Below are 19,357 nucleotides of genomic sequence, written 5' to 3' on the forward strand. Positions count from 1 at the left end.
TAAAGCCTGCTTTATTTCCCATTTGTTCCTGTCCGATTAATTCAAATATCATAATAGAAAAGGCAAGAGTACAGCTATAGAGTTTCTAATTGCAAAGATACTGGGAACATGGAACCGGAAGAAACAGATAAGGACATGGACAATAAAGTCCTAAAAAATGATATTAGAATTGGAATTCATTTCTAAGCATATAAACGGCAAAAAGAATAGGTATGCTTTCTCTACTGCGGAGGTTAAGAAATGGTTGGGTTAGTAATTTATTTACTTGGCTTAAGGATTCTACTTATTACTCCTTGCCCATTCTTTCACCAGGAACAACAATGGTATATTCATACTTACGAATGTCTCCATTTGGCTCCTTTGCTTCAACTTTCATCAATAAAGAGCCCGCTCCATGTAGAATATTTCCTGTTATTTTAAACGTTCCTTCCTTTATTTTAAATGCATCATATTCTATATCATTTTCTGGAGGCATAGAAATATTTATTTTCACATTCTCCATATCGATTTCTTTCTTAAAATCTAGTGTTAACACATTCAGTCCTTCCTTTAAAGGAGATATATCAACTTTTAATTCCTGTTCGTACGAGCTTTTTAGTGGATATATCCCCCGTTCCGCCGCACTAGGAGTTGAAACAACTAAAATAGAAGCAAATAGTAGAAGAAATACGCCGTACAAAATTTCGATAATCCCCCGTCTATAAAATTTATTTACGAGAGCGGCGGCTAACTTTTGAAGTGTATTTCTCTGTAAAAATCCTATAAATACAATAAGTAGGGTTAATCCAATTTTAATGATTACAGCTTTTCCCCATTGACTTTTTATAAAACTTTCGAAGGAAAAAGATGGAACATACTGGATAGTCATGATAAAGCCGGTCAAGATGATAACAAGCAAACTCCAGAATGCCCATTTTGAGAAACTTGTTCCAACCTTTTTTAGTAGTTCTCCAAATTCATTTCTTTTGGCCATGGTGAGTAAAGCAAATAAACCTCCTAGCCATATAGAAGCGGCAACCAGATGCAAGATATTTACCATTATAGTTAAAAATCCACCGTATCGGGGATAAGAGGCATGTCCCATTACAAATGGACCCATAAGTAAAGCAATTCCAAAAGCGAGAAATTCTAGCTTCTTAACCATAAAGCCTAACAAAAGAAGAACGATTTGAACAACCGGAATCCAAATATACTGTAAAGAGAAAAACTCTAGCAAAGGGAGGTCTGCCATTTCTATTCTTTGCTGACGAATTAAAAAACTAGCTCCCATAGTGGTCATGAAGATTAATCCCAATGAAATTCGTTTCCATCGTTTATACTCTTTTACTTCCTTTGAAACCAGATGAATAAAAAAATTGGAACCAAACAGGATGGATAATCCTAGAAAGATAAACCAATAGCCAAACTGTTTTAAGTCCAAATCAGGAAACCAAGATGTTTGTATCATTGTCCCAATGCTGCCATCTTCAATAGATGTAAATTCATTGACTGCAAAATAGAAGACATCTACAATTTCTAATTGATTGCTTAGTTCCTCTTCACTTGAGCTTGCATACCAGGTGACTTGATATGTTCCGTCTTCAAGTGGTTCATCAAATTCAACAATTATGTGAGCTGGATCTTCAGGGTCTTTATAAGGCTCCTTTAGTTTTATTGATTGCTGAGTCCTATCAAAAACACCGATTGCTGTTAATTCTGCACTGTGGGTAAACCATAAATCAATCTTATTAGGTTTACCGTTCAATATCTGGCCATCAACCGGAGAATGTTTCACTAATTTTAAAGACTCTGGCTTCTTGGGCTCTTCTCTTAAAACTTTGAAACTAAACGTTTCTGTTAAGATATCGCCATCTAAAGCAATAACATTAATGTTTGCTGTGTATCTGTCAGCAGGTAAAGTATCTGGAACATTCCCGATAATATGGGTTGGATCTTTGGGATCGATATAAGCATTTTCAAACGCTACTCGGTTACCCGAAGACCCCATCAATGTTATTGTGTTTGAATGTAATACAACAGGGTCAAGAAACCAAACTTCAATGGTTTGAGGACTTTCTTTTAATACCTCTTCACCTTCCGGTAGCGTTTTAACTAGCGATGAGTGAGCTTGAGCAAAACTTTCTGGAAATATAGAGAATATGAAAATGAATAGGAGACTAACTTTTCCTATTTCCTTAATAAAAAAACTCACTATATAGAACTCCTTTCAATAACAAAAAAGAAACAAGAAATAGCATCTATTACTCTTGCTCTTTACGAGTTTAGTACTCCAATAAGAGTATTACTTATAAAAAACTTTATCAGGAACGTAATCCTTTAAGCTTTCTATCTTTGCCCACTTAAAAAAGACATAACCAATAATTGAGCCAAACATAATCTCCTGAATAACTTTCATAATTACCCCACCTAACTGTTGATCATCTAATGGAGGTAACGCTTCAAAAAGCTGTGGTGCATTAGCATATGTCGTATACATAGGACTATCCGCAAAGATAATTAGAGCACATGCTGGCGTGAGTAAAACTCCAGCCCCAAATAGATAAGCAATTTTCTTGAGAGCTGATAAAGATTCTAAGCTTTTTGTTGGAGGTACAACTGGTAGCCACATGAAAAATGCTGTAATGGTCAAAATTATGTGAGTAATATTATGCAGTATAGTATTTGAAACTAATACATCAAATATCACCGGAATATGATAGAACGAAAATAAAACATTAAATAATAATAGAGAAATGAGGGGCTTCCTTAGGATTATAAATATCTTATATTTTTTAACAAAGTTGATAATCGGTGTAACCATTTGTTCTGACAAGCCTAGTAAAACCAAAGGGGGCATAACAATATAAATGAGTGATTGTTCAAGCATGTGAGCACTAAATTGATATTTGTCACCTAAAATATGTAGAGGACTTCCTAATGCGAGAAATATAATCATTAATCCGCAAAAGAACGTTACTTTCCCTAAACCATTAACAAAAATTTCTTTGCTTTTTCGTATTTTAAAAAGATAGATTCTAAGGATTAATAGGATTGAAATAAAAAGTAAGGGGTTCCAAAGTTCAAAAAAAGTATAACTAGAAAGTTCAAGGTGCTGGTCTTCTATACCTGAAGCATATACACCTCTCGGAAGATATGAGATGAAAAATACGATTAAAATTATGATTCCTTTCATGAAGGTCATAGGAAAACCTCTCTTCGTTAAATTTTTTTACAAAGTAATACTATCATATAAATTTGTTGAAAATGTGAAGAAACACATAAGTAAAGGTACATCCTCTAGTGAAACCAATTGTTTCTATAGTTTAAGTAGTAATTAATTAGTCTTTTGTATTAGTTTTGGCAAAGTTAGTCCTCTGTACCTCTATACCCCCATCTTGGCTTACCATGACAGCATCGGCAACTTCCTCTTCCTATACAATATTGACACCCACGAATACCAAATAGTTATTTAATAAGCAGTTCACATAGAAATAAATTATTTAACATTCAAACATCTAATTGACCAAAAGAAAAGTTTTACATATACTAATATACAAATAAACGTTTGAATAAGGGGTGTAGTGATGAAACACGATGATGTTTGTGAAATATCCTGTGTGGATGGAGAAAAAGTACAAAAAGTGAAGGAATCAGTCTCCAACCAAAACACTATCGCTGTTGCACAAATATTTAAGGCTCTTGCAGATGACACAAGGATTAAAATTGCTTGAGCGAAACCGCGACAAAATCGCAGAAAAATATAACAATTTACAAAGGCAAATAGCTCAAATTAACTAATAAATAGTTGCTTAAATTTAAATACTATATTATTCCTCACTAGTGTTGCATAAATAGTGTCATAATTTTCAGTTTACTCACCTTCCCTGTTTAGAGGCAAAAAAGTAAATACCCAATCAAAGGTGGCCCTATCCATTTGGAAATTTATTTACAATTAGACTTTTGCAACGACGACAATTTGCATATTTAAGGGATGGCTTTTCCTTCAATCTTTCGAAGCCAAACATTCGCTGGTTTCCACAATGCAGCCCTTAGATAACGGCTAATCTGTAAGGTTTTTCGCTTGCTTCTGGTCTCGATTTGTACGAGAACATGTAGGCAAAAAACAATTAGTGCGATAAATACTTGATTTTGAATCGCCCATTCGCTTTGACCGTAGAACTTTTTGATGCTGAGATGTTGTTTGATCCATTTAAAAAACAGCTCAATGGCCCACCGTGATTTATACATTTCTGAAATTTCTTCGGCGCTTAAATCAAAACGATTTGTAATTAAATGAAGTTCATTTCCTTTTGAGTCAATCACTTTTAGAAGCCGAAAGTAATTTTCAGCACGGTTTTGAGTCGTACCTATCAACACCATTTGGTCTGATAAAACAGCTGTATCCTTGGGTAGCTTAAAATCGTATACGTTCCGTATGACTGCATTTTTGCGTAGCCGTGAAAGAAAGAAGTAGCTATCATCAGTCATGCGATCAAAGCGCTCGTAGTCTAGATAACCACGGTCAAACACATACATGCATTCCTTGTCATCCACCATGATTTCAAGCTGACCACGGTCATGTTCTTTTGCCGTTGTCATAACGGCCTTTTCAGGATAGGATATACCCTTTTCCATAAACACAAGGCGCAAATGTAACTTTACACCTGCTTTTGTTTTGCGGAATTTAGCCCATTTATGATTGGTCAAATTAAGTGGCAATGTGCTTGAATCAATGATTTTTAACGGCATCACGAGTTTCGTGTAATGCGTTTTGGCATGAATTTGTGACACTAAATCAAGGAAAAGCCTTTGAAATAGATCAGGGTTTATGCCGTTTAACCGCCGTGACAACTGAGAAATACTAATAGAATCAAGGTCTATCCCTTTTTGAAGCTGGTCATCGAAAAGACAATCACCCAGCGCATGCAGACTTTCAATTTCTTGTAGCTGCGCAAAAAGTAGTAATTTTAGAAATGACTCTGTCGTTAATTTTTTCGTATAGTAATCTAATTTCATCGTTTTCACGTTTTCTTCAAATAATTGAAGATTTATAGGTGAAAACCATTGTCCAAATGAAGTTTTTCGTGTAATCTGGTCCATGTGATGGTCCTTTTTTAGTGGATTTGGACGGGTTACCACCTGACTAATCCATTATAAAGGACTTTTTCTTTGCACAAAATAATAATATTGAACCACTAGTGTTGCATAAATAATTTCGTAATTTTCAGTTTAATTATATTCTCTATTTAGAGCCAAAAAAGTAAATACCCAACAAAGGTGGCTCCATCCATTTGGAAATTTATTTACAATTAGACCTGTGTGACGACGACAACTTTCTTATCAAGGAATGGCTTTTCCTTCAATTTTTCGGAGCCAAATATGGGCTGGTTTCCAAAGGGCAGCCCGTAGATAACGGCTAATTTTTAAGGTTTTTCGCTTACTATTTGTCTCAAGTTGAACAAGAACATGTAGGCAAAAAACGATAAGTGCGATAAACACTTGATTTTGAATGGCCCATTCGCTTTGTCCGTAGAACTTTTTGATGCTAAGGTGCTGTTTGATCCATTTAAAAAACAACTCAATGGCCCACCTTGATTTATACATCTCTGAAATTTCTTCAGCGTTCAAATCAAAGCGATTGGTGATTAAATGGAGTTCATTTCCTTTGGAATCAAGCACTTTTAGAAGGCGAAAGTAATTTTCAGCACGGTTTTGGGTTGTACCAATCAGGACCATTTGATCTGATAAAACAGCGGAATCCTCGGGTAGTTTAAAATCATAAACCTCCCGTATAACGGCGTTTTTTCTTAGCCTTGATAGAAAAAAGTAACCGCCATCTGTCATGCGATCAAAGCGCTCGTAGTCTAGATAGCCACGGTCAAACACATACATGCATTCCTTGTCATCGACCATGATTTCAAGTTGACCACGATCATGTTCGTTTGCCGTTGTTATGACTGCTTTTTCTGGATAGGACGCACCTTTTTCCATAAACACAAGGCGTAGATGCAACTTCACACCGGCTTTTGTCTTACGGAACTTTGCCCATTTATGATTGGTCAAATTAAGTGGCAATGTGCTTGAATCAATGATTTTTAACGGCATGACCAGTTTCGTATAGTGTGTCTTGGCATGAATTTGTACGACCAAATCAAGGAAAAGCCTTTGAAATAGATCTGGGTTCATGCCATTTAATCGCCGTGACAGCTGAGAAATACTGATCGAATCAAGGTCAATCCCTTTTTGAAGTTGGTCATCGAATAGACAATCACCTAGCGCATGCAGGCTTTCGATTTCTTCTAGCTGGGCAAAAAGTAGTAATTTTAGGAAAGACTCTGTCGTTAATTTTTTCGTATAGTAATCTAATTTCATCGTTTTCACCTGTTCTTCAAATAATTGAATATTAATTGGTGAAAACCATTGTCCAAATGAAGTTTTTCGTGTAATCTTGTCCATGAGATGTGTCCTTTTTAGTGGATTTGGACGGGTTACCACCTGACTTATCCATTATAAAGGACTTTTTCTTTGCACAATATAATAAAGTTGAACATTTTGAGTATTTTTAATAGTGAAATTAAATTAATGCAACACTAGTGATTATTCCTAATAGCTAAAATCTATAATACATATTAGAAGTTATGAATTTGTTTACTAGAAGTAATTAAAATATGCTTTATATTATTTGTAATATTGATGTGGCAGATAATCTTTAAGTCATTGATAACATCACATCTACAACATTTTGATCATTATTGAACTCACTACTCCTCTAGAAAAAGGGGACCATAGTGGGTTTTCTATATTTTGAAATAACCCTAAATCTATAATAAGAATAAGAATTAAACTACAATAGATTTTAGTCTAATCCGCGAATACTCACTAATTAGCCTAAATTATACATTATATGACACCTTCCGCTATTTTATTCTCATATTCCTTGAAAATTGTTTGAATTTAGTATAAAGTTTATATATACATCACACAATAAACCTGTTTAACATGGTATTAGAGGTGATTGTATGTGCAATAAGGAGGAAGACAACGAAATGGCTATAGATTTAACATATACTGAAAAGGAGCTGAAAGAAATGCAAAAAAACGCACGAAAAAAGAAAATTTTAGCTCTTGTAAATAAAGCATGTGATCGTAACGATGAAGCTCTTAGAAAGTTGAGTAAGAATTGAACTTTGAATATTTAACATATGAAGATTTATTAGCAATACATGATCTTGCACTAGAACGATACGGTGGTTTGGCAGGTTATGAAAAGGGTTGTGTAGAAGCAAAGGCTGCAATGCCACAAGAAGGGTTCGGCGATTTCGAATATTATCCTAGATTGTTTCTAAAAGCTGCAGTTTATATGTATTTCATTACTATTAATCATTGTTTTAAAGATGGAAACAAAAGAACTGGTTATTTAGCAGCTAGTACTTTTTTGAATTTGAATGGTTATAAAATTACCGTTTCAAATGAAGAGTTATTTAATAGATGTATAGAGATTGCTGACAAAAACTCTAGACCTTTACTAGAAGATGTTGAAATTTGGTTGGAAAAACATTCTGAGATTTATTATTACCAAGATGACCTTGATTAATGATTACTTATTTGTCTATATAGAGAGATAAGTAATCATTTTTTAATGCAAACTTTATGAATATGACTAAAATAGTTATTTATTAGCCACCACTATGTTTTGAAGAATTTTTTCTTTAAAGGTAACAGAGGACGTCAAAATGAAGAGTGCTTTTAGATATAAATTAATAATTCAACTATTCGTATAACACCAATTAACACTAATTACCGATTTAGTCTAAACCGCCTTAACCTATTGATATCAATGGGTTTTGGGCGTTTTTTTATGTGCTTAGGTTGTTCGCAAAATTTCTATTAACACTAATCGAACTTACCAAACATCCTTATTCAAGATATGGGGCAGCATTCCTGTAATGAATGAAAATGAGGTTTGAACAAAAAAATAACCTCTTGGTAGAATGAGAGAGTCCTAAAGCCGGCTAGCAAAAAGGACGAACTCAATTAACACCAGGAGGTCTTAAAATGAATTATAACCAAAATGAAAAGATTGCTCAAATCACTTCTCAAACTCTTATTATAGGTGTTGATATTGCCAAGTACAAGCATGTCGCACGTGCACAGGACTATAGAGGAATGGAGTTTGGTTCCCCGTGTTATTTTGATAATACCAAGCCAGGATTTGAACTGTTTCTCAATTGGATCAATCAATTAAAGCTAGAACAACAGATGCAAAAAGTGATAGTAGGAATGGAACCTACTGGCCACTATTGGCTAAACCTAGCACATATACAAAAAGAGAATGATATAAAGTTTGTCGCTGTGAACCCGATACATGTTAAGAGGAGTAAGGAACTTGACGATAATTCACCGACTAAAAACGATGTGAAAGACGCTAAGTCATCGCTCAGTTGGTCAAGGACGGGAGATATGCTGAACCAACGATTCCACAAGGTGTTTATGCAGAACTCCGCGTGGCGAAAAAAATACGTGATCTCCTAACTGATGACCTTCAAACGGTGCAAGGCCAGATTCACAACTGGCTAGATCGGTATTTTCCTGAGTTTTTAACCGTCTTTAAGAGTTGGGAAGGGAAAGCAGCCTTACAGTTTTTAAGGCTAGGAGCCTTACCACATGAACTGACTGATTTCACTAATCAGTTCTTATTGGAACATTTACGAAAGGCAGTTAGTCGGAGTGTGGGACTAAACAAAATACTAGAGTTAAAACAAGCAGCAAAAGAGTCCATCGGACTTCGCCAAGGTGCTGGTATGGCTAAATTAGAACTAGCAACTCTGCTTGATAAGTATGACTAGATACAAAAGAAGTTCGTAGAACTAGATGATAAGATAGATAACCTAATTGAACATATTCCTGGTGTTCAACAAATGTTAGCTATTAAGGGAGTAGGCAGAGATACGGTTGCCGGCTTCTTTGCGGAAGTAGGAAATCTTCAAGATTATTCTCACCCTAGACAAATCATAAAGCTAGCTGGACTGAGCTTGAAGGAGAACACCTCTGGCAAACATAAAGGACAAACAAAAATCACCAAACGAGGTAGGAAGAAGCTAAGGGCTCTCCTTTTCAGGGTTTGTATGATTATGGTTGCGAAGAATTCGGCTTTTAAAGCGTTGCATGCCTATTACACGCAGCGTCCGGATAATCCTCTAAAGAAAATGCAGTCTTTGATAGCCTTGTGCAATAAGTTAATACGTATATTATTTGCCATTGGTAAAAAACAATTTGAGTTTAGTGAAGAGCGAATGTTAAAGGATATCCCTCATATGAGAGTAAACGTAGAAGTTGAAAAAACAGCTTAAATCAGTAGGACCAGTATAGTAGAAAAGAGTTTTAGGTGTTAGAAGTCTCGTACATTTGAAGCACGGATTAGTCAGCAAAGCAATAAAACTTCGGGCAAGGACCCTGTGGGGCAGCATGACTGACATCCACCTCATGGAAAGGTTGGACGAAGGAATTTGAGAGCGAAGACTCTGTGAGGCATGGGAGGGTTGACCTCCATAAGATATGTGGATATCCACCAGTGCGATCATATTTTTACTCATCCACCATTTTTTTGTAAGTGCGTGGCTGATGAGCTATCAGTCTTTTTACTCCAAAGCTCCAAATTTATCCTTACGAGATAAATCCAACCATAGTATCGAGCTTAAACTCTAAAATTACAATTTATAAAATACTGAGAATACTGGAGAAAACGTGAGTTTTCACTTTGTTTATTGAGGGAGGTTTATGGAATAGGAACTATTCTTATTAGTAAAATCGTTGGTAATTGCATTAGGTATAAATAGAGAAGGATTTCTTCGGGAATGATATACACAAACAAATTGAAAGGTCGATGTTATTGAAGAAAAAGCAAATGTTTTCTCTAACTATGATAGTCATTCCTTGGCTTTCTGTTTTGTTTATGGACAAGAAATCATTCTTAAGGTATTTACCTGTTGCAAGTTTTGTTAATCTATTTATAAGTGTCTTTAGTGTCATCAGCAATAAGAAAAGATGGTGGAAAAATAAAAACCCATTCTCCCCAGGGAATGTAGATTTCTCATACATATTAGGGCCATACTTTGTAGCAACATTATGGATATTTAAATTTACTTATGGTAATTTCCCGAAATATTTGATTGTTAATGTAATGCTAAATATCTTTAATGCTTTTCCTATGGCTACTGTGTGGGAAAAGGTGGGTGCATTTAAATTTAAAAAAATCACTCATACTAGCTGGTACTTTATTTGTATATTGCTATCAATTATTATCTACGGATATCAATATGTCATCGAAAAAACGATTGTAAATGAGAGTAGACTAAAATTATAGTTATAAAATATATCGCTTACGCTAGCTACTGTTAAAAGGGTGTTGATCCAGAGGTGGATTAATGCCTATTTCTGTTGAATTTCTTTGTTGTATAAAAGAAGCAGTTTTACTCAAGAGGAATAGCAAAAAAATAAAGACATAAAACAAAGTTACGCTTTGTAGATATTTTCTTCTAGATTCAACATTTAAACCACTTATTGACAACGAGAAAAAGTGGATATATATTTGTCTAAGAAAAAATTAAATGAAATGCCTAATCTAAATTGAGCGGGGGAACCAATCTTTTGGGGTGAATCTACGTTTAGTAGAAGGAGACTCTCAACTCCTAATCCGTCAGCTAACCTCGTAGGCGAATTGAGGGTGGAATGTATTTAATGATACGGGCCATTCTATTTTTTAGAATGGTCTTTTTTATTTTCTGGAAAGGACGGAGACAAATGAAGCAAATAGCCGTACTAGGATTGGGTAGATTTGGAGGGAGTTTAGTTAAAGAATTTAATGAATTAGGAATTGATACAATGGCAGTAGACAAAAGCATAGACAAAGTAAATGAATTTGCTTCTTATGCCACTCATGCTATCCAAGCAAATACTCTTGATGAACCTACTCTGAAGCATTTAGGTATTAGAAATTTTGATTTAGTGGTTGTCTCATTCGGAGACGATATTGAAGCAAGTATCTTAACTACCCTCCATTTAAAAGAGCTGGGAGTTAAGCAAGTGTGGGCAAAGGCTCAAAATGACTATCATCATAAAGTTTTAGATAAAATTGGTGCGGATCGAATTATTCACCCAGAAAGGGACATGGCCAAACGGGTAGCCCATTATATCGCATCCGAAAAAATTATTGATTATATTGAACTTTCTAAGGACCATAGTATCGTTGAAATAGTAGCATCCGATAAATTACATAATCAAACTTTACTTGAACTCGATGTTAGAGCAAAATATGGGTGCAGTGTGGTTGCTGTTCAGCGCGGGGAGGACGTAATTGTTGCACCAGTAGCGGAAGAGGTATTACAAAAAGGAGATGTTTTGATTGTGATAGGACATAATTCCGATTTAAACCGTTTTGAAGAAAAAGGTGTGTAACATGAAAAATAAATTTATAAACGTAAATCCGTCGCAATTATTGGTTTTGGTTTTTGCTATTTCTATACTATTGGGTACAATTCTTCTTAAACTTCCTTTTGCAACGACAACTACTGTTAGTTGGCTGGATGCACTTTTTACAGCTACATCAGCCATGACAGTTACAGGCCTTGTAGTTGTTGATACAGAAACAGCCTATACTCTTTTTGGTGAGATCGTCATTGCTTCTTTAATTCAGTTAGGGGGATTAGGGATCATGTCCTTTGCTGTCCTTATCTACTTGGTTCTTGGAAGGAAGATTGGTTTTAAAGAAAGAGTTCTCGTCCAACAGGCTTTAAATCAAACTTCTCTAGGAGGGATTGTTCAATTAGTAAGAAATCTATTCATCTTTTCATTAGGTATCGAGCTAATAGCCATGATTTTACTATCTCTGCGTTGGGTTCCTGAAATGGGGTTTGCTAAAGGAATCTATTATAGCTTTTTTCATTCTATTTCAGCCTTTAATAATGCTGGATTTGCCTTATGGTCTGACGGTTTAAGCCGTTATGTTGGAGATCCAGTTGTTAATATTGTTATAACTTTACTCTTTATCATAGGGGGAATTGGCTTTACCGTTTTAGCCGACCTAAAGAATAAACGAACGTTTCAAAAGCTTAGCCTACATTCGAAAATTATGATCATTGGTACGTTTGTTATAAACCTATTAGCCATGTTCTTTATATTCTTCTTGGAATATGGAAACCCCAATTCATTAGGGTCCTTATCTGTAGTGGAAAAATGGTGGGCATCGTATTTTCAAGCTGTTACGCCTAGGACAGCAGGATTTAACACTTTAGATATTGGGAGTTTAACCGACCCCACTATTCATCTAATGATTCTCTTAATGTTTGTAGGTGCTGGAAGTGCTTCTACAGGTGGGGGAATTAAACTAACCACATTCTTAATTATTGTGTTGACGGTTGTTACTTATTTAAAAGGAAAAAAAGAAATCGTTGTTGCTAGAAGATCTATAAGCGATACCATCATTTTTCGGTCACTTGCTATTACTATGATTGCTCTAACATTAGTATTTTTAGCTGTCTTTGTATTAACCATTACGGAGGATTCAACTTTCTTACCAATTTTGTTTGAGGTTGTTTCTGCTTTTGGTACCGTAGGCTTATCTATGGGGATTACTGCTTCCCTTTCAATTATTGGTAAGATAGTTATTATCATAGTCATGTTCACTGGTAAATTAGGGCCATTAACACTCGCATTTTCTCTTGCACGGCAGGAAAAATCTAAAATACGTTATCCTCAAGAGGATGTTTTAACAGGATAAGTATGTATGATTCATTTGGCCACCTTTAAGGTGGCTTTATTAAAGATATTTCAAGTTTGTGATAGGGGGCATTAATTTAGAAAGATTAATGCTTTTTCTTATGGAATCTTTTATTGCAGTTAAGGGCAGCATCCTTTAATGAGATAATGAGAATGAAATTTAAAGCTATGATTGTGAACCCATACACTTAAATAATAGGGGGCTTTTATTGTGCGAAATGTTTCTGGCTCAAATTGAGATTGGCTACAATACTCAGGTAAAGGTCAGACAGTTCCTGTCGGAACTGAAGGGTTATATCGAAGAATCAAATGATGGGGTAACGCCCTGAAGGGTTCTCTCTTAGTCGAATAGCATTTGAGTTAGTAAGAATGATAGTGTTATAAGCTCGGCGAAAAGGCGTGAGAAATTACCGTAGCAGTTTTGGCTGCCGAAAGCCTCCTCGATGGAGTGGTGTAATTCATGGTGCTTGAGTTGATTGAATATGGTGAGAATGCAAATAAACCTATAATAAAAGGTTAAGCTGACGAACTTCTGAATGTACGGGTCTACACGCCCAATACATAGAAATGTGTATATCACTTAATGTGAGGTTAACAGTGGATGAGTAAGACTAACAAATATAAAAGTCCATGATATGTTACAGGCATATGAACGGTTAACAGGCTTACAGGAAGCACCTAAGTTCATTCTATAATAGATATAATTCAACATTGTAAGCTGATATCGTGGAGAGCTTACTCTCTAAGAAGCGTTGATAAGGAAAGCAGTAATGAAAATAGTTACTGTATAACTTGTCTTTGTATCAGTGAAAGTGGTGGCACAGTACCAAGGAAAGGTCTAATCAACCTGGAGGGATAGCCACTAGACTAAAAAGAATCATTCAACCATGTAACACAGTTCTTTATCGGTTAATAAGGTTCTTGTGAGACTAAGAGAGGTTCAACTCCCAAGGGAGTCACCAACTTGTTGAAACGGAAGAAACTGAGACACAATGAATATTACGATATGCAACATTGCTTCGATAATTTATATTCTCAAAGTGTCGATGGTCAAAATTTCTATGACTTAATGAAACTGATCAGATCCGATGAAAATATACGTCTTGCTTATCGAAACATTAAAAGAAACACAGGGAGTAAAACAGCAGGGACAAATAAATTAACCATTGATGACATTAAGCATTTGTCGGTAGAAGGAGTAATTGAACACGTTCAAAATTCGCTTCAATCATACAAACCAGAATGTGTACGACGAGTTTTTATTCCTAAAGCAAATGGAAAAGTAAGACCACTAGGAATACCGACAATCTGGGACAGAATTATCCAACAATGTATCTTACAAGTCTTAGAACCCATCTGTGAAGCAAAATTTCATAAACATAGTTACGGCTTTAGACCAAATAGAAGTACCCACCATGCAAAAGCGAGATTAGAATCGCTTATCAATATGGCGGGTCTTTATCATTGTGTAGATGTGGACATAAAAGGATTTTTTGATAACGTCAACCATAGTAAGTTACTCAAACAAATATGGTCTATGGGCATTAAAGATAAATCCTTACTCTCTATTATTTCAAAGCTATTGAAAGCAGAGATTGAAGGAGAGGGTTTGCCAACCAAAGGAACCCCGCAAGGTGGATTATGCTAAGCTTTGCATAATCCACCTTATGCAAAGTAAAATATTATGCAAAGTAAACTTTCTAAACCCATAAATAATAAGGGGTTATATCCCATTTACTTTGCATAATTTCTGGCCTACTTTAATTCGGAAAGCCAAGTAAGCAATGCCTGATCCTTATTCCAGTCGGGAAGAGTGCTATCAATCAAATCAGGGTAAACATTTTCAATTGCCTTTCTTTTCGTCTCAGTATCTATTCTGGCGTAAATTTCTGTCGTCTTTATATCTACATGTCCAAGAAAATCACGTATGTATATGAGATTTACTCCTGCTTGTAGTAAATGCATTGCCTTCGAGTGACGAAACATATGGGGTTTCACTTTCGAAGGAACTAGGGTTGATGTTCTCCTAGCTAATTCAACATATTTTGTTATTATATAGGCAATCCCTTCCTTAGTAAGCTTGTTTTGCTGATTATTTGTAAAGAGAGGATATTCATTTTTCCATGGTTTATCCAGATTATTTTCGATAATATAGCGTTCCAATAATGATACGGAATTTTTCAAAAGAGGAACTCGCCTTGTCTTATTTCCTTTTCCTGTTAATACAATCACTGCCGGATTTTCTAAGATTACATCCCTTACTTTTATATCAATTAGTTCCTGCACCCTTGCGCCAGTATCATACAGAACACTCATCAATGTAAGGTCACGTCGACCCTTAATGCAGCCCCTTTCGGGCTGTTCTAGAAGTAGTTTCATAGCCTCTGGTGACAGATGCTCCACCACAGTTTTCTCTGCCTTTTTGGAGGGGATTGCGATTACTTTTTGAAAATGGAAAAGACCGGAAGGTTCTTCGGCCTGAACATAACGAAAAAAGGAATGAATCGCTGAAAGCCTCTGATTTCTAGTAGAGATGCTACATTTTCTAACCTTTTCTAGCCAGCCCAGAAAGCCAATAAGCGTTTCACTTGAAAGAATATCTAAAGTAATCCTTTCTGCTCGAATGTTTTTCTTTTCTTGGCAATACTTTATCAAAAGTTTAAATGTATCACGATATGATTGAATGGTATTCCTACTGACATTTTTCTGTGACGGAAGGTACACCGAAAGAAATTCCGTAAGGTGCTTCGCAAAATCAGTTGGTTTCATCGTTATCACCATCTAATTGAGGAATCATTCCCGGATACCGCGTTTCAAGCCTTAATGTAATAGATGGAAACACATCCGCAGTCAAGCGCAGATAATAAGCAGTTTCTTTAAAGGAATCGTGACCCAAATACGTTTTAAGTACTGGAAGATATACCGTTAAATCCTTTTCTTCATCAACCCATTTTTTCAGACAATGAACTGAATAAGAGTGGCGAAAGTCGTGGATACGAGGACCATTTCCTCTTCCACCATGTGAAATTCCAGCACTCCATAAAAACCTACGGAAATTTTTATAGACATTTCCGGTCGTCATCGGTCTGTTATCAAGCGCAGGAAAGTAATAATCTTCGGCACTTGGATAAGGATGTACCATTTTCGAATAAATCCGACAACGTTCCGTAAGGGACACCGACATTGGTACCAACCTGCTGTTATCTTTTTTAGATTGATTTATAGTCAGAATACCATTTTCAAGGTCAACGTCAGCTACTTTGAGAAGCCTTGCCTCGGATACCCTTAAACCGCACATATAAATCATACGAAAGAACACGGGCATAATCAGATGTCTGTGTGGACATTCGGAACAGTACTTGCATTTTTCCGTTTCAGCAAAAAACCTTTCTAGTTCATCAAAAGAATAAATATACGGTACATATTGTTCCTCCGTAGGAAAGTATCCCTTGGGGATGATATATGCTTTAACTCCAATGGAATCCAGATATTTCCCAAACTGGCGGATGACTGATGCGCGTGAACATAAATTTGCTTGTGCCTCGTAAGTTTTTTTACTACACCAGTCTAATACGATTTCTTTAGTAAGTTCAGTGGCTTGGGGATACTTTTCCATTGTAAAACTGTCAAATCGATTTAAATCACGTGAATCCCTATCATATTTATATCCAATAGCCTTTTTCAGTCCCACATGAGCTTGGATATGACTTTTAAAAGGGCCTTTATATATGATTTCACTCATCACTCAATCCCTCCTTAAAATCAAGGGAACATTCTTTCAACCTTTTGATGTCAACCTTTAAGTAAACTGCTGTTGAGTTTGTATCTACATGACCAAGGATATCTGAAATGGTGGAAAGTGGTGTATCTTTTTCGAGAAGTATACTGGCCATGGTATGCCTAAGGGAATGCATTCCTCTTCTTTTTTTTAATGTAGGAATGTGTGCTAATTCCATGTACCTTTTAATTAACTGATTTAAATGATCTCCTTCAGAAAAGGGCCCAAATGGTGCCATGTGCTTTACAAATACATAGGGGCTGTTTATTTTAGGACGACCGTACTTAAGATACTCAATAACTGCCCATCCCACCTCCGGTGTTAATGGAAGAGTTAAAGGCTGCCTAGTTTTTGATTGAGTAAATACAAGCCTTTTCTCAGCCCAGAGAAAGTGCTCCATTTTCAAATTTTTAATATCTGTACACCTTAAGCCGAGGCAACATGCTATTAATATAATTGCATAATCTCTTTTGCCCTTTGGACTCCCTCTATCAATGGCAGAGATTAACCTTTTCAATTCATCTTCTGTCCATACAGATGGAATACGGGTCTGTTTTCTTGCCTGAATCATAGGCGTTTTTGAAGCAAAATCAATCTTTATTTCTTCTGTAACTAGGAGAAAGCGGAAAAAGGCACGCAAGGAACAGATATTTTGTTCTACTGTTTTGTATGTATATCCCGCCAAGGTTTTAATGTAATCGTTAATCAATGTAAGATTGATTTCTTTACAATCTTTAACTTTCTGCGAAGAAAGATAATCCATGAATCTAGCAGATTGTTTTACATAATGGTCTATTGTGGCTTTGGAATAATCTTTATTTACACAGTATTGCTTAAAACGGTTACTAATTTCGATAAAGTAAAAATCCGTAAGGATTTCCTTATGCTTATAGTAGCGACGTAAAATAGTTGAGTGTAGTTGAAAATCACCAATCATTCGAATAATTCGAAGTTCTTGAGTCTCTGACTGTGTAAGAGATTTATCAAAATCTTTTTCGAGGATATGAAAGTATTTTTCAACAAACTTAATTCCCAACCCTTCCGAATAGTATGTTTCACCTTGTTCATGTGCAAATTGGAGCAGTTTCTGCCATCTACTTCGGTAAAACCTCATAGATCCCTCGGTATAGCCAAGCCGAATCATTTCTTGTTCTAGGTCCTGAATTAATGCATCCAACGGTTTCTTTTGCATATGTATTTCCTCCCAAAATGATAATTTGAGCATCAAGCTCATAATTCATTTTCGGTTATTATGCAAAGTAAATAGACTAGAATCGTTGAATTAATAACTTTTTTATTGGTTACTTTGCATAATCACTTTCTTTGCATAAGGGGGAATACTTTCACCACTCTTATCAAATATTGTTCTAAATGAACTGGATTGGTGGGTCAGTAATCAATGGGAAACGTTTAAGAGTAACCATGAATATAAACAGAATGGAAGTAGAGTTAAGCAACTCAAGAAGTCAAACCTAAAGGAATGTTACATTGTCAGGTACGCTGATGATTTTAAGGTACTCTGTCACTCGCTCGCAAGCGATAAAAATGAATTATGCGATTACGGATTTTCTAAAAAACAGATTACATCTAGAGACAAGTGATGAAAAATCGAAGGTTATCAATTTAAAGAAGAATTCTTCCGAATTCCTTGGGTTCTCATTTCGAGCGATACAAAAAGGGAAAACTAGGTTTGGATTTGTAGCACAATCCAATATGACGAAGAAAGCTAAGTCCAATGCCCTCATTAAAATTAAAGATTCTATAAAAACAATACAGAAAAAACCGTGTGCCGAAACAGTTTGGCACTACAATACAGTAGTAATGGGAATTCAAAACTATTACGCACCAGCAACTAACATTTCTAATAATTTAAGTGAGTTGTCCTCCCACCTAAACAAGACTTTATATAATCGACTAAAGCATTTCAGAACAAAAGCTAAGTTTGATGAAATGACTACCACGCTCCAAAAACGCTATAAAGGATATTCACCACAATTCTTTAAAATTCAAAACATGGTGTTTGTCCCTATCTATGCCCAACGGCATAAAACGAATCTTTGCTTCTCGCAAGATATAAGTAATTATACTGCCGAAGGTAGAAAGAAAATACACAACAATTTAAAAGCGATTAACAAGAGCGTTTTAAGTCATGTCATGAAAATCTTTATTCCAAATCGAACGATTGAATATAACGATAACCGCATTAGCAAGTTCATTGCTCAATATGGAAAATGTGCAGTTACAGGAGCAGAACTTGGTAAGAGTGATTGGCATTGTCATCATAAGATTCCTTACCATATCTCAAAGGATGACCGTTATTCAAACTTGATAGTTCTACATGAAACTCTTCACAGGCTCGTACATCTGAAAGATATTAATAAAATTAATTCTATTCTTGATGATTTACAACTGAACAGCAAACTAAAGGGAAAAGTAAATGAACTCAGAAGCTTATGTAAAAACTATACGATTTGATTGGAATTAAACTAATTTCACTTGAGTACATAGAATTGAATGAATTGGATTAGTTGGAACGCCGTATGCGGTGAAAGTCGCACGTACGGTGTGAACAGGGGGAAAAGGGAGCGATAATCTCAAACCCTTACCTATCTGTATTAATAACATGTTTCAAAAGGAACTTCAATGTTGCTGCAAGTGAGTAATAATCTTAGAAGGGTTAAAACTCTTTTTATATCAAAAAGGTTTACTTTTGAGAGTACTAATACAGACTTTTAGAGATATCGCGTAAGCTGGTAACGGTAAAGGGGACCTATAAGAAGTAACACCAGTTAGAAAAAATGACGAGTGACATCATAATACTAAAAC

General features: G+C 35.6%; 12 protein-coding genes, 4 pseudogenes and 1 riboswitch. Of the genes and pseudogenes, 9 read left to right on the forward strand and 7 right to left on the reverse strand.

What is annotated here, in order from left to right:
• Positions 1-286 precede the first annotated feature (286 nt).
• A complete protein-coding gene (locus MKX65_RS25375; RefSeq protein ID WP_160548496.1) occupies positions 287-2,191 on the reverse strand; it encodes a copper resistance protein CopC in 1,905 nt (634 codons plus the stop codon).
• A gap of 90 nt (positions 2,192-2,281) precedes the next feature.
• Positions 2,282-3,172, reverse strand: coding sequence for a cytochrome c oxidase assembly protein (locus MKX65_RS25380; RefSeq protein ID WP_340906676.1), 891 nt, complete (start codon positions 3,170-3,172; stop codon positions 2,282-2,284).
• 391 nt (positions 3,173-3,563) lie between these two features.
• Here MKX65_RS25380 and MKX65_RS25385 point away from each other — a divergent pair.
• A pseudogene (locus MKX65_RS25385) lies at positions 3,564-3,707 on the forward strand (transcriptional regulator); the annotation flags it as partial.
• Between the two features lie 256 nt (positions 3,708-3,963).
• On the opposite strand, the gene MKX65_RS25390 reads toward MKX65_RS25385, so the two are convergent.
• Positions 3,964-5,079 carry an IS4 family transposase gene (locus tag MKX65_RS25390; protein WP_340902901.1) on the reverse strand — a complete coding sequence of 372 codons (1,116 nt, stop codon included), beginning with the start codon at positions 5,077-5,079 and terminating at the stop codon, positions 3,964-3,966.
• Positions 5,080-5,319: 240 nt separating this feature from the next.
• Positions 5,320-6,435, reverse strand: coding sequence for an IS4 family transposase (locus MKX65_RS25395; RefSeq protein WP_340902899.1), 1,116 nt, complete (start codon positions 6,433-6,435; stop codon positions 5,320-5,322).
• Between the two features lie 563 nt (positions 6,436-6,998).
• Here MKX65_RS25395 and MKX65_RS25400 point away from each other — a divergent pair.
• The 7 genes and pseudogenes from MKX65_RS25400 to MKX65_RS25430 form a co-directional block, all read left to right on the forward strand.
• Complete coding sequence (locus MKX65_RS25400) at positions 6,999-7,163, forward strand: hypothetical protein (protein WP_340906679.1); 165 nt, start codon at positions 6,999-7,001, stop codon at positions 7,161-7,163.
• Entirely contained in the window at positions 7,160-7,573 is a 414-nt protein-coding gene (locus MKX65_RS25405; protein ID WP_160548499.1) for a type II toxin-antitoxin system death-on-curing family toxin, read from the forward strand. Before MKX65_RS25400 ends, MKX65_RS25405 begins: the two co-directional genes overlap by 4 nt.
• A 461-nt stretch (positions 7,574-8,034) precedes the next feature.
• Positions 8,035-9,329, forward strand: a pseudogene (locus tag MKX65_RS25410) (IS110 family transposase).
• Positions 9,330-9,868: 539 nt separating this feature from the next.
• The gene (locus tag MKX65_RS25415; protein WP_340906682.1) at positions 9,869-10,342 is read left to right on the forward strand and encodes a hypothetical protein; all 474 of its coding nucleotides are present in this window, start codon (positions 9,869-9,871) and stop codon (positions 10,340-10,342) included.
• 240 nt (positions 10,343-10,582) lie between these two features.
• Positions 10,583-10,710, forward strand: a riboswitch (cyclic di-AMP (ydaO/yuaA leader).
• Positions 10,711-10,779: 69 nt separating this feature from the next.
• The gene (locus tag MKX65_RS25420; RefSeq protein WP_160548501.1) at positions 10,780-11,433 is read left to right on the forward strand and encodes an NAD-binding protein; all 654 of its coding nucleotides are present in this window, start codon (positions 10,780-10,782) and stop codon (positions 11,431-11,433) included.
• A gap of 1 nt (position 11,434) precedes the next feature.
• A complete protein-coding gene (locus tag MKX65_RS25425) occupies positions 11,435-12,754 on the forward strand; it encodes a TrkH family potassium uptake protein (protein WP_160548502.1) in 1,320 nt (439 codons plus the stop codon).
• Positions 12,755-13,717: 963 nt separating this feature from the next.
• Positions 13,718-14,395, forward strand: a pseudogene (locus tag MKX65_RS25430) (reverse transcriptase domain-containing protein); the annotation flags it as partial.
• Between the two features lie 113 nt (positions 14,396-14,508).
• Here the strand turns inward: MKX65_RS25430 and MKX65_RS25435 are convergent.
• From MKX65_RS25435 to MKX65_RS25445, 3 genes are read right to left on the reverse strand one after another with little or no spacing between them, the layout of a single operon-like run.
• Positions 14,509-15,522: a site-specific integrase gene (locus MKX65_RS25435; RefSeq protein ID WP_340902108.1), complete on the reverse strand. Its 1,014-nt coding sequence runs from the start codon at positions 15,520-15,522 to the stop codon at positions 14,509-14,511.
• On the reverse strand, positions 15,509-16,495 hold the full coding sequence (locus MKX65_RS25440) for a tyrosine-type recombinase/integrase (RefSeq protein ID WP_340902106.1): 987 nt from the start codon (positions 16,493-16,495) through the stop codon (positions 15,509-15,511). The genes MKX65_RS25435 and MKX65_RS25440 overlap by 14 nt, the downstream gene beginning before the upstream one ends.
• On the reverse strand, positions 16,488-17,723 hold the full coding sequence (locus MKX65_RS25445) for a site-specific integrase (protein ID WP_340902104.1): 1,236 nt from the start codon (positions 17,721-17,723) through the stop codon (positions 16,488-16,490). Before MKX65_RS25445 ends, MKX65_RS25440 begins: the two co-directional genes overlap by 8 nt.
• A 139-nt stretch (positions 17,724-17,862) precedes the next feature.
• Here MKX65_RS25445 and MKX65_RS25450 point away from each other — a divergent pair.
• Positions 17,863-19,006: pseudogene (locus MKX65_RS25450) on the forward strand (reverse transcriptase domain-containing protein); the annotation flags it as partial.
• Positions 19,007-19,357 lie beyond the last annotated feature (351 nt).

It is taken from the genome of Robertmurraya sp. FSL R5-0851 (assembly GCF_038002965.1).
Lineage (GTDB): Bacteria > Bacillota > Bacilli > Bacillales > Cytobacillaceae > Robertmurraya_A > Robertmurraya_A beringensis.

Coding starts and splice junctions, on each gene's coding strand:
- MKX65_RS25435 (WP_340902108.1), bottom strand. CDS start 15,522: ATGAAACCAACTGATTTTGCGAAGCACCTTACGGAATTTCTTTCGGTG.
- MKX65_RS25395 (WP_340902899.1), bottom strand. CDS start 6,435: ATGGACAAGATTACACGAAAAACTTCATTTGGACAATGGTTTTCACCA.
- MKX65_RS25445 (WP_340902104.1), bottom strand. CDS start 17,723: ATGCAAAAGAAACCGTTGGATGCATTAATTCAGGACCTAGAACAAGAA.
- MKX65_RS25380 (WP_340906676.1), bottom strand. CDS start 3,172: ATGAAAGGAATCATAATTTTAATCGTATTTTTCATCTCATATCTTCCG.
- MKX65_RS25420 (WP_160548501.1), top strand. CDS start 10,780: ATGAAGCAAATAGCCGTACTAGGATTGGGTAGATTTGGAGGGAGTTTA.
- MKX65_RS25400 (WP_340906679.1), top strand. CDS start 6,999: ATGTGCAATAAGGAGGAAGACAACGAAATGGCTATAGATTTAACATAT.
- MKX65_RS25440 (WP_340902106.1), bottom strand. CDS start 16,495: ATGAGTGAAATCATATATAAAGGCCCTTTTAAAAGTCATATCCAAGCT.
- MKX65_RS25390 (WP_340902901.1), bottom strand. CDS start 5,079: ATGGACCAGATTACACGAAAAACTTCATTTGGACAATGGTTTTCACCT.
- MKX65_RS25425 (WP_160548502.1), top strand. CDS start 11,435: ATGAAAAATAAATTTATAAACGTAAATCCGTCGCAATTATTGGTTTTG.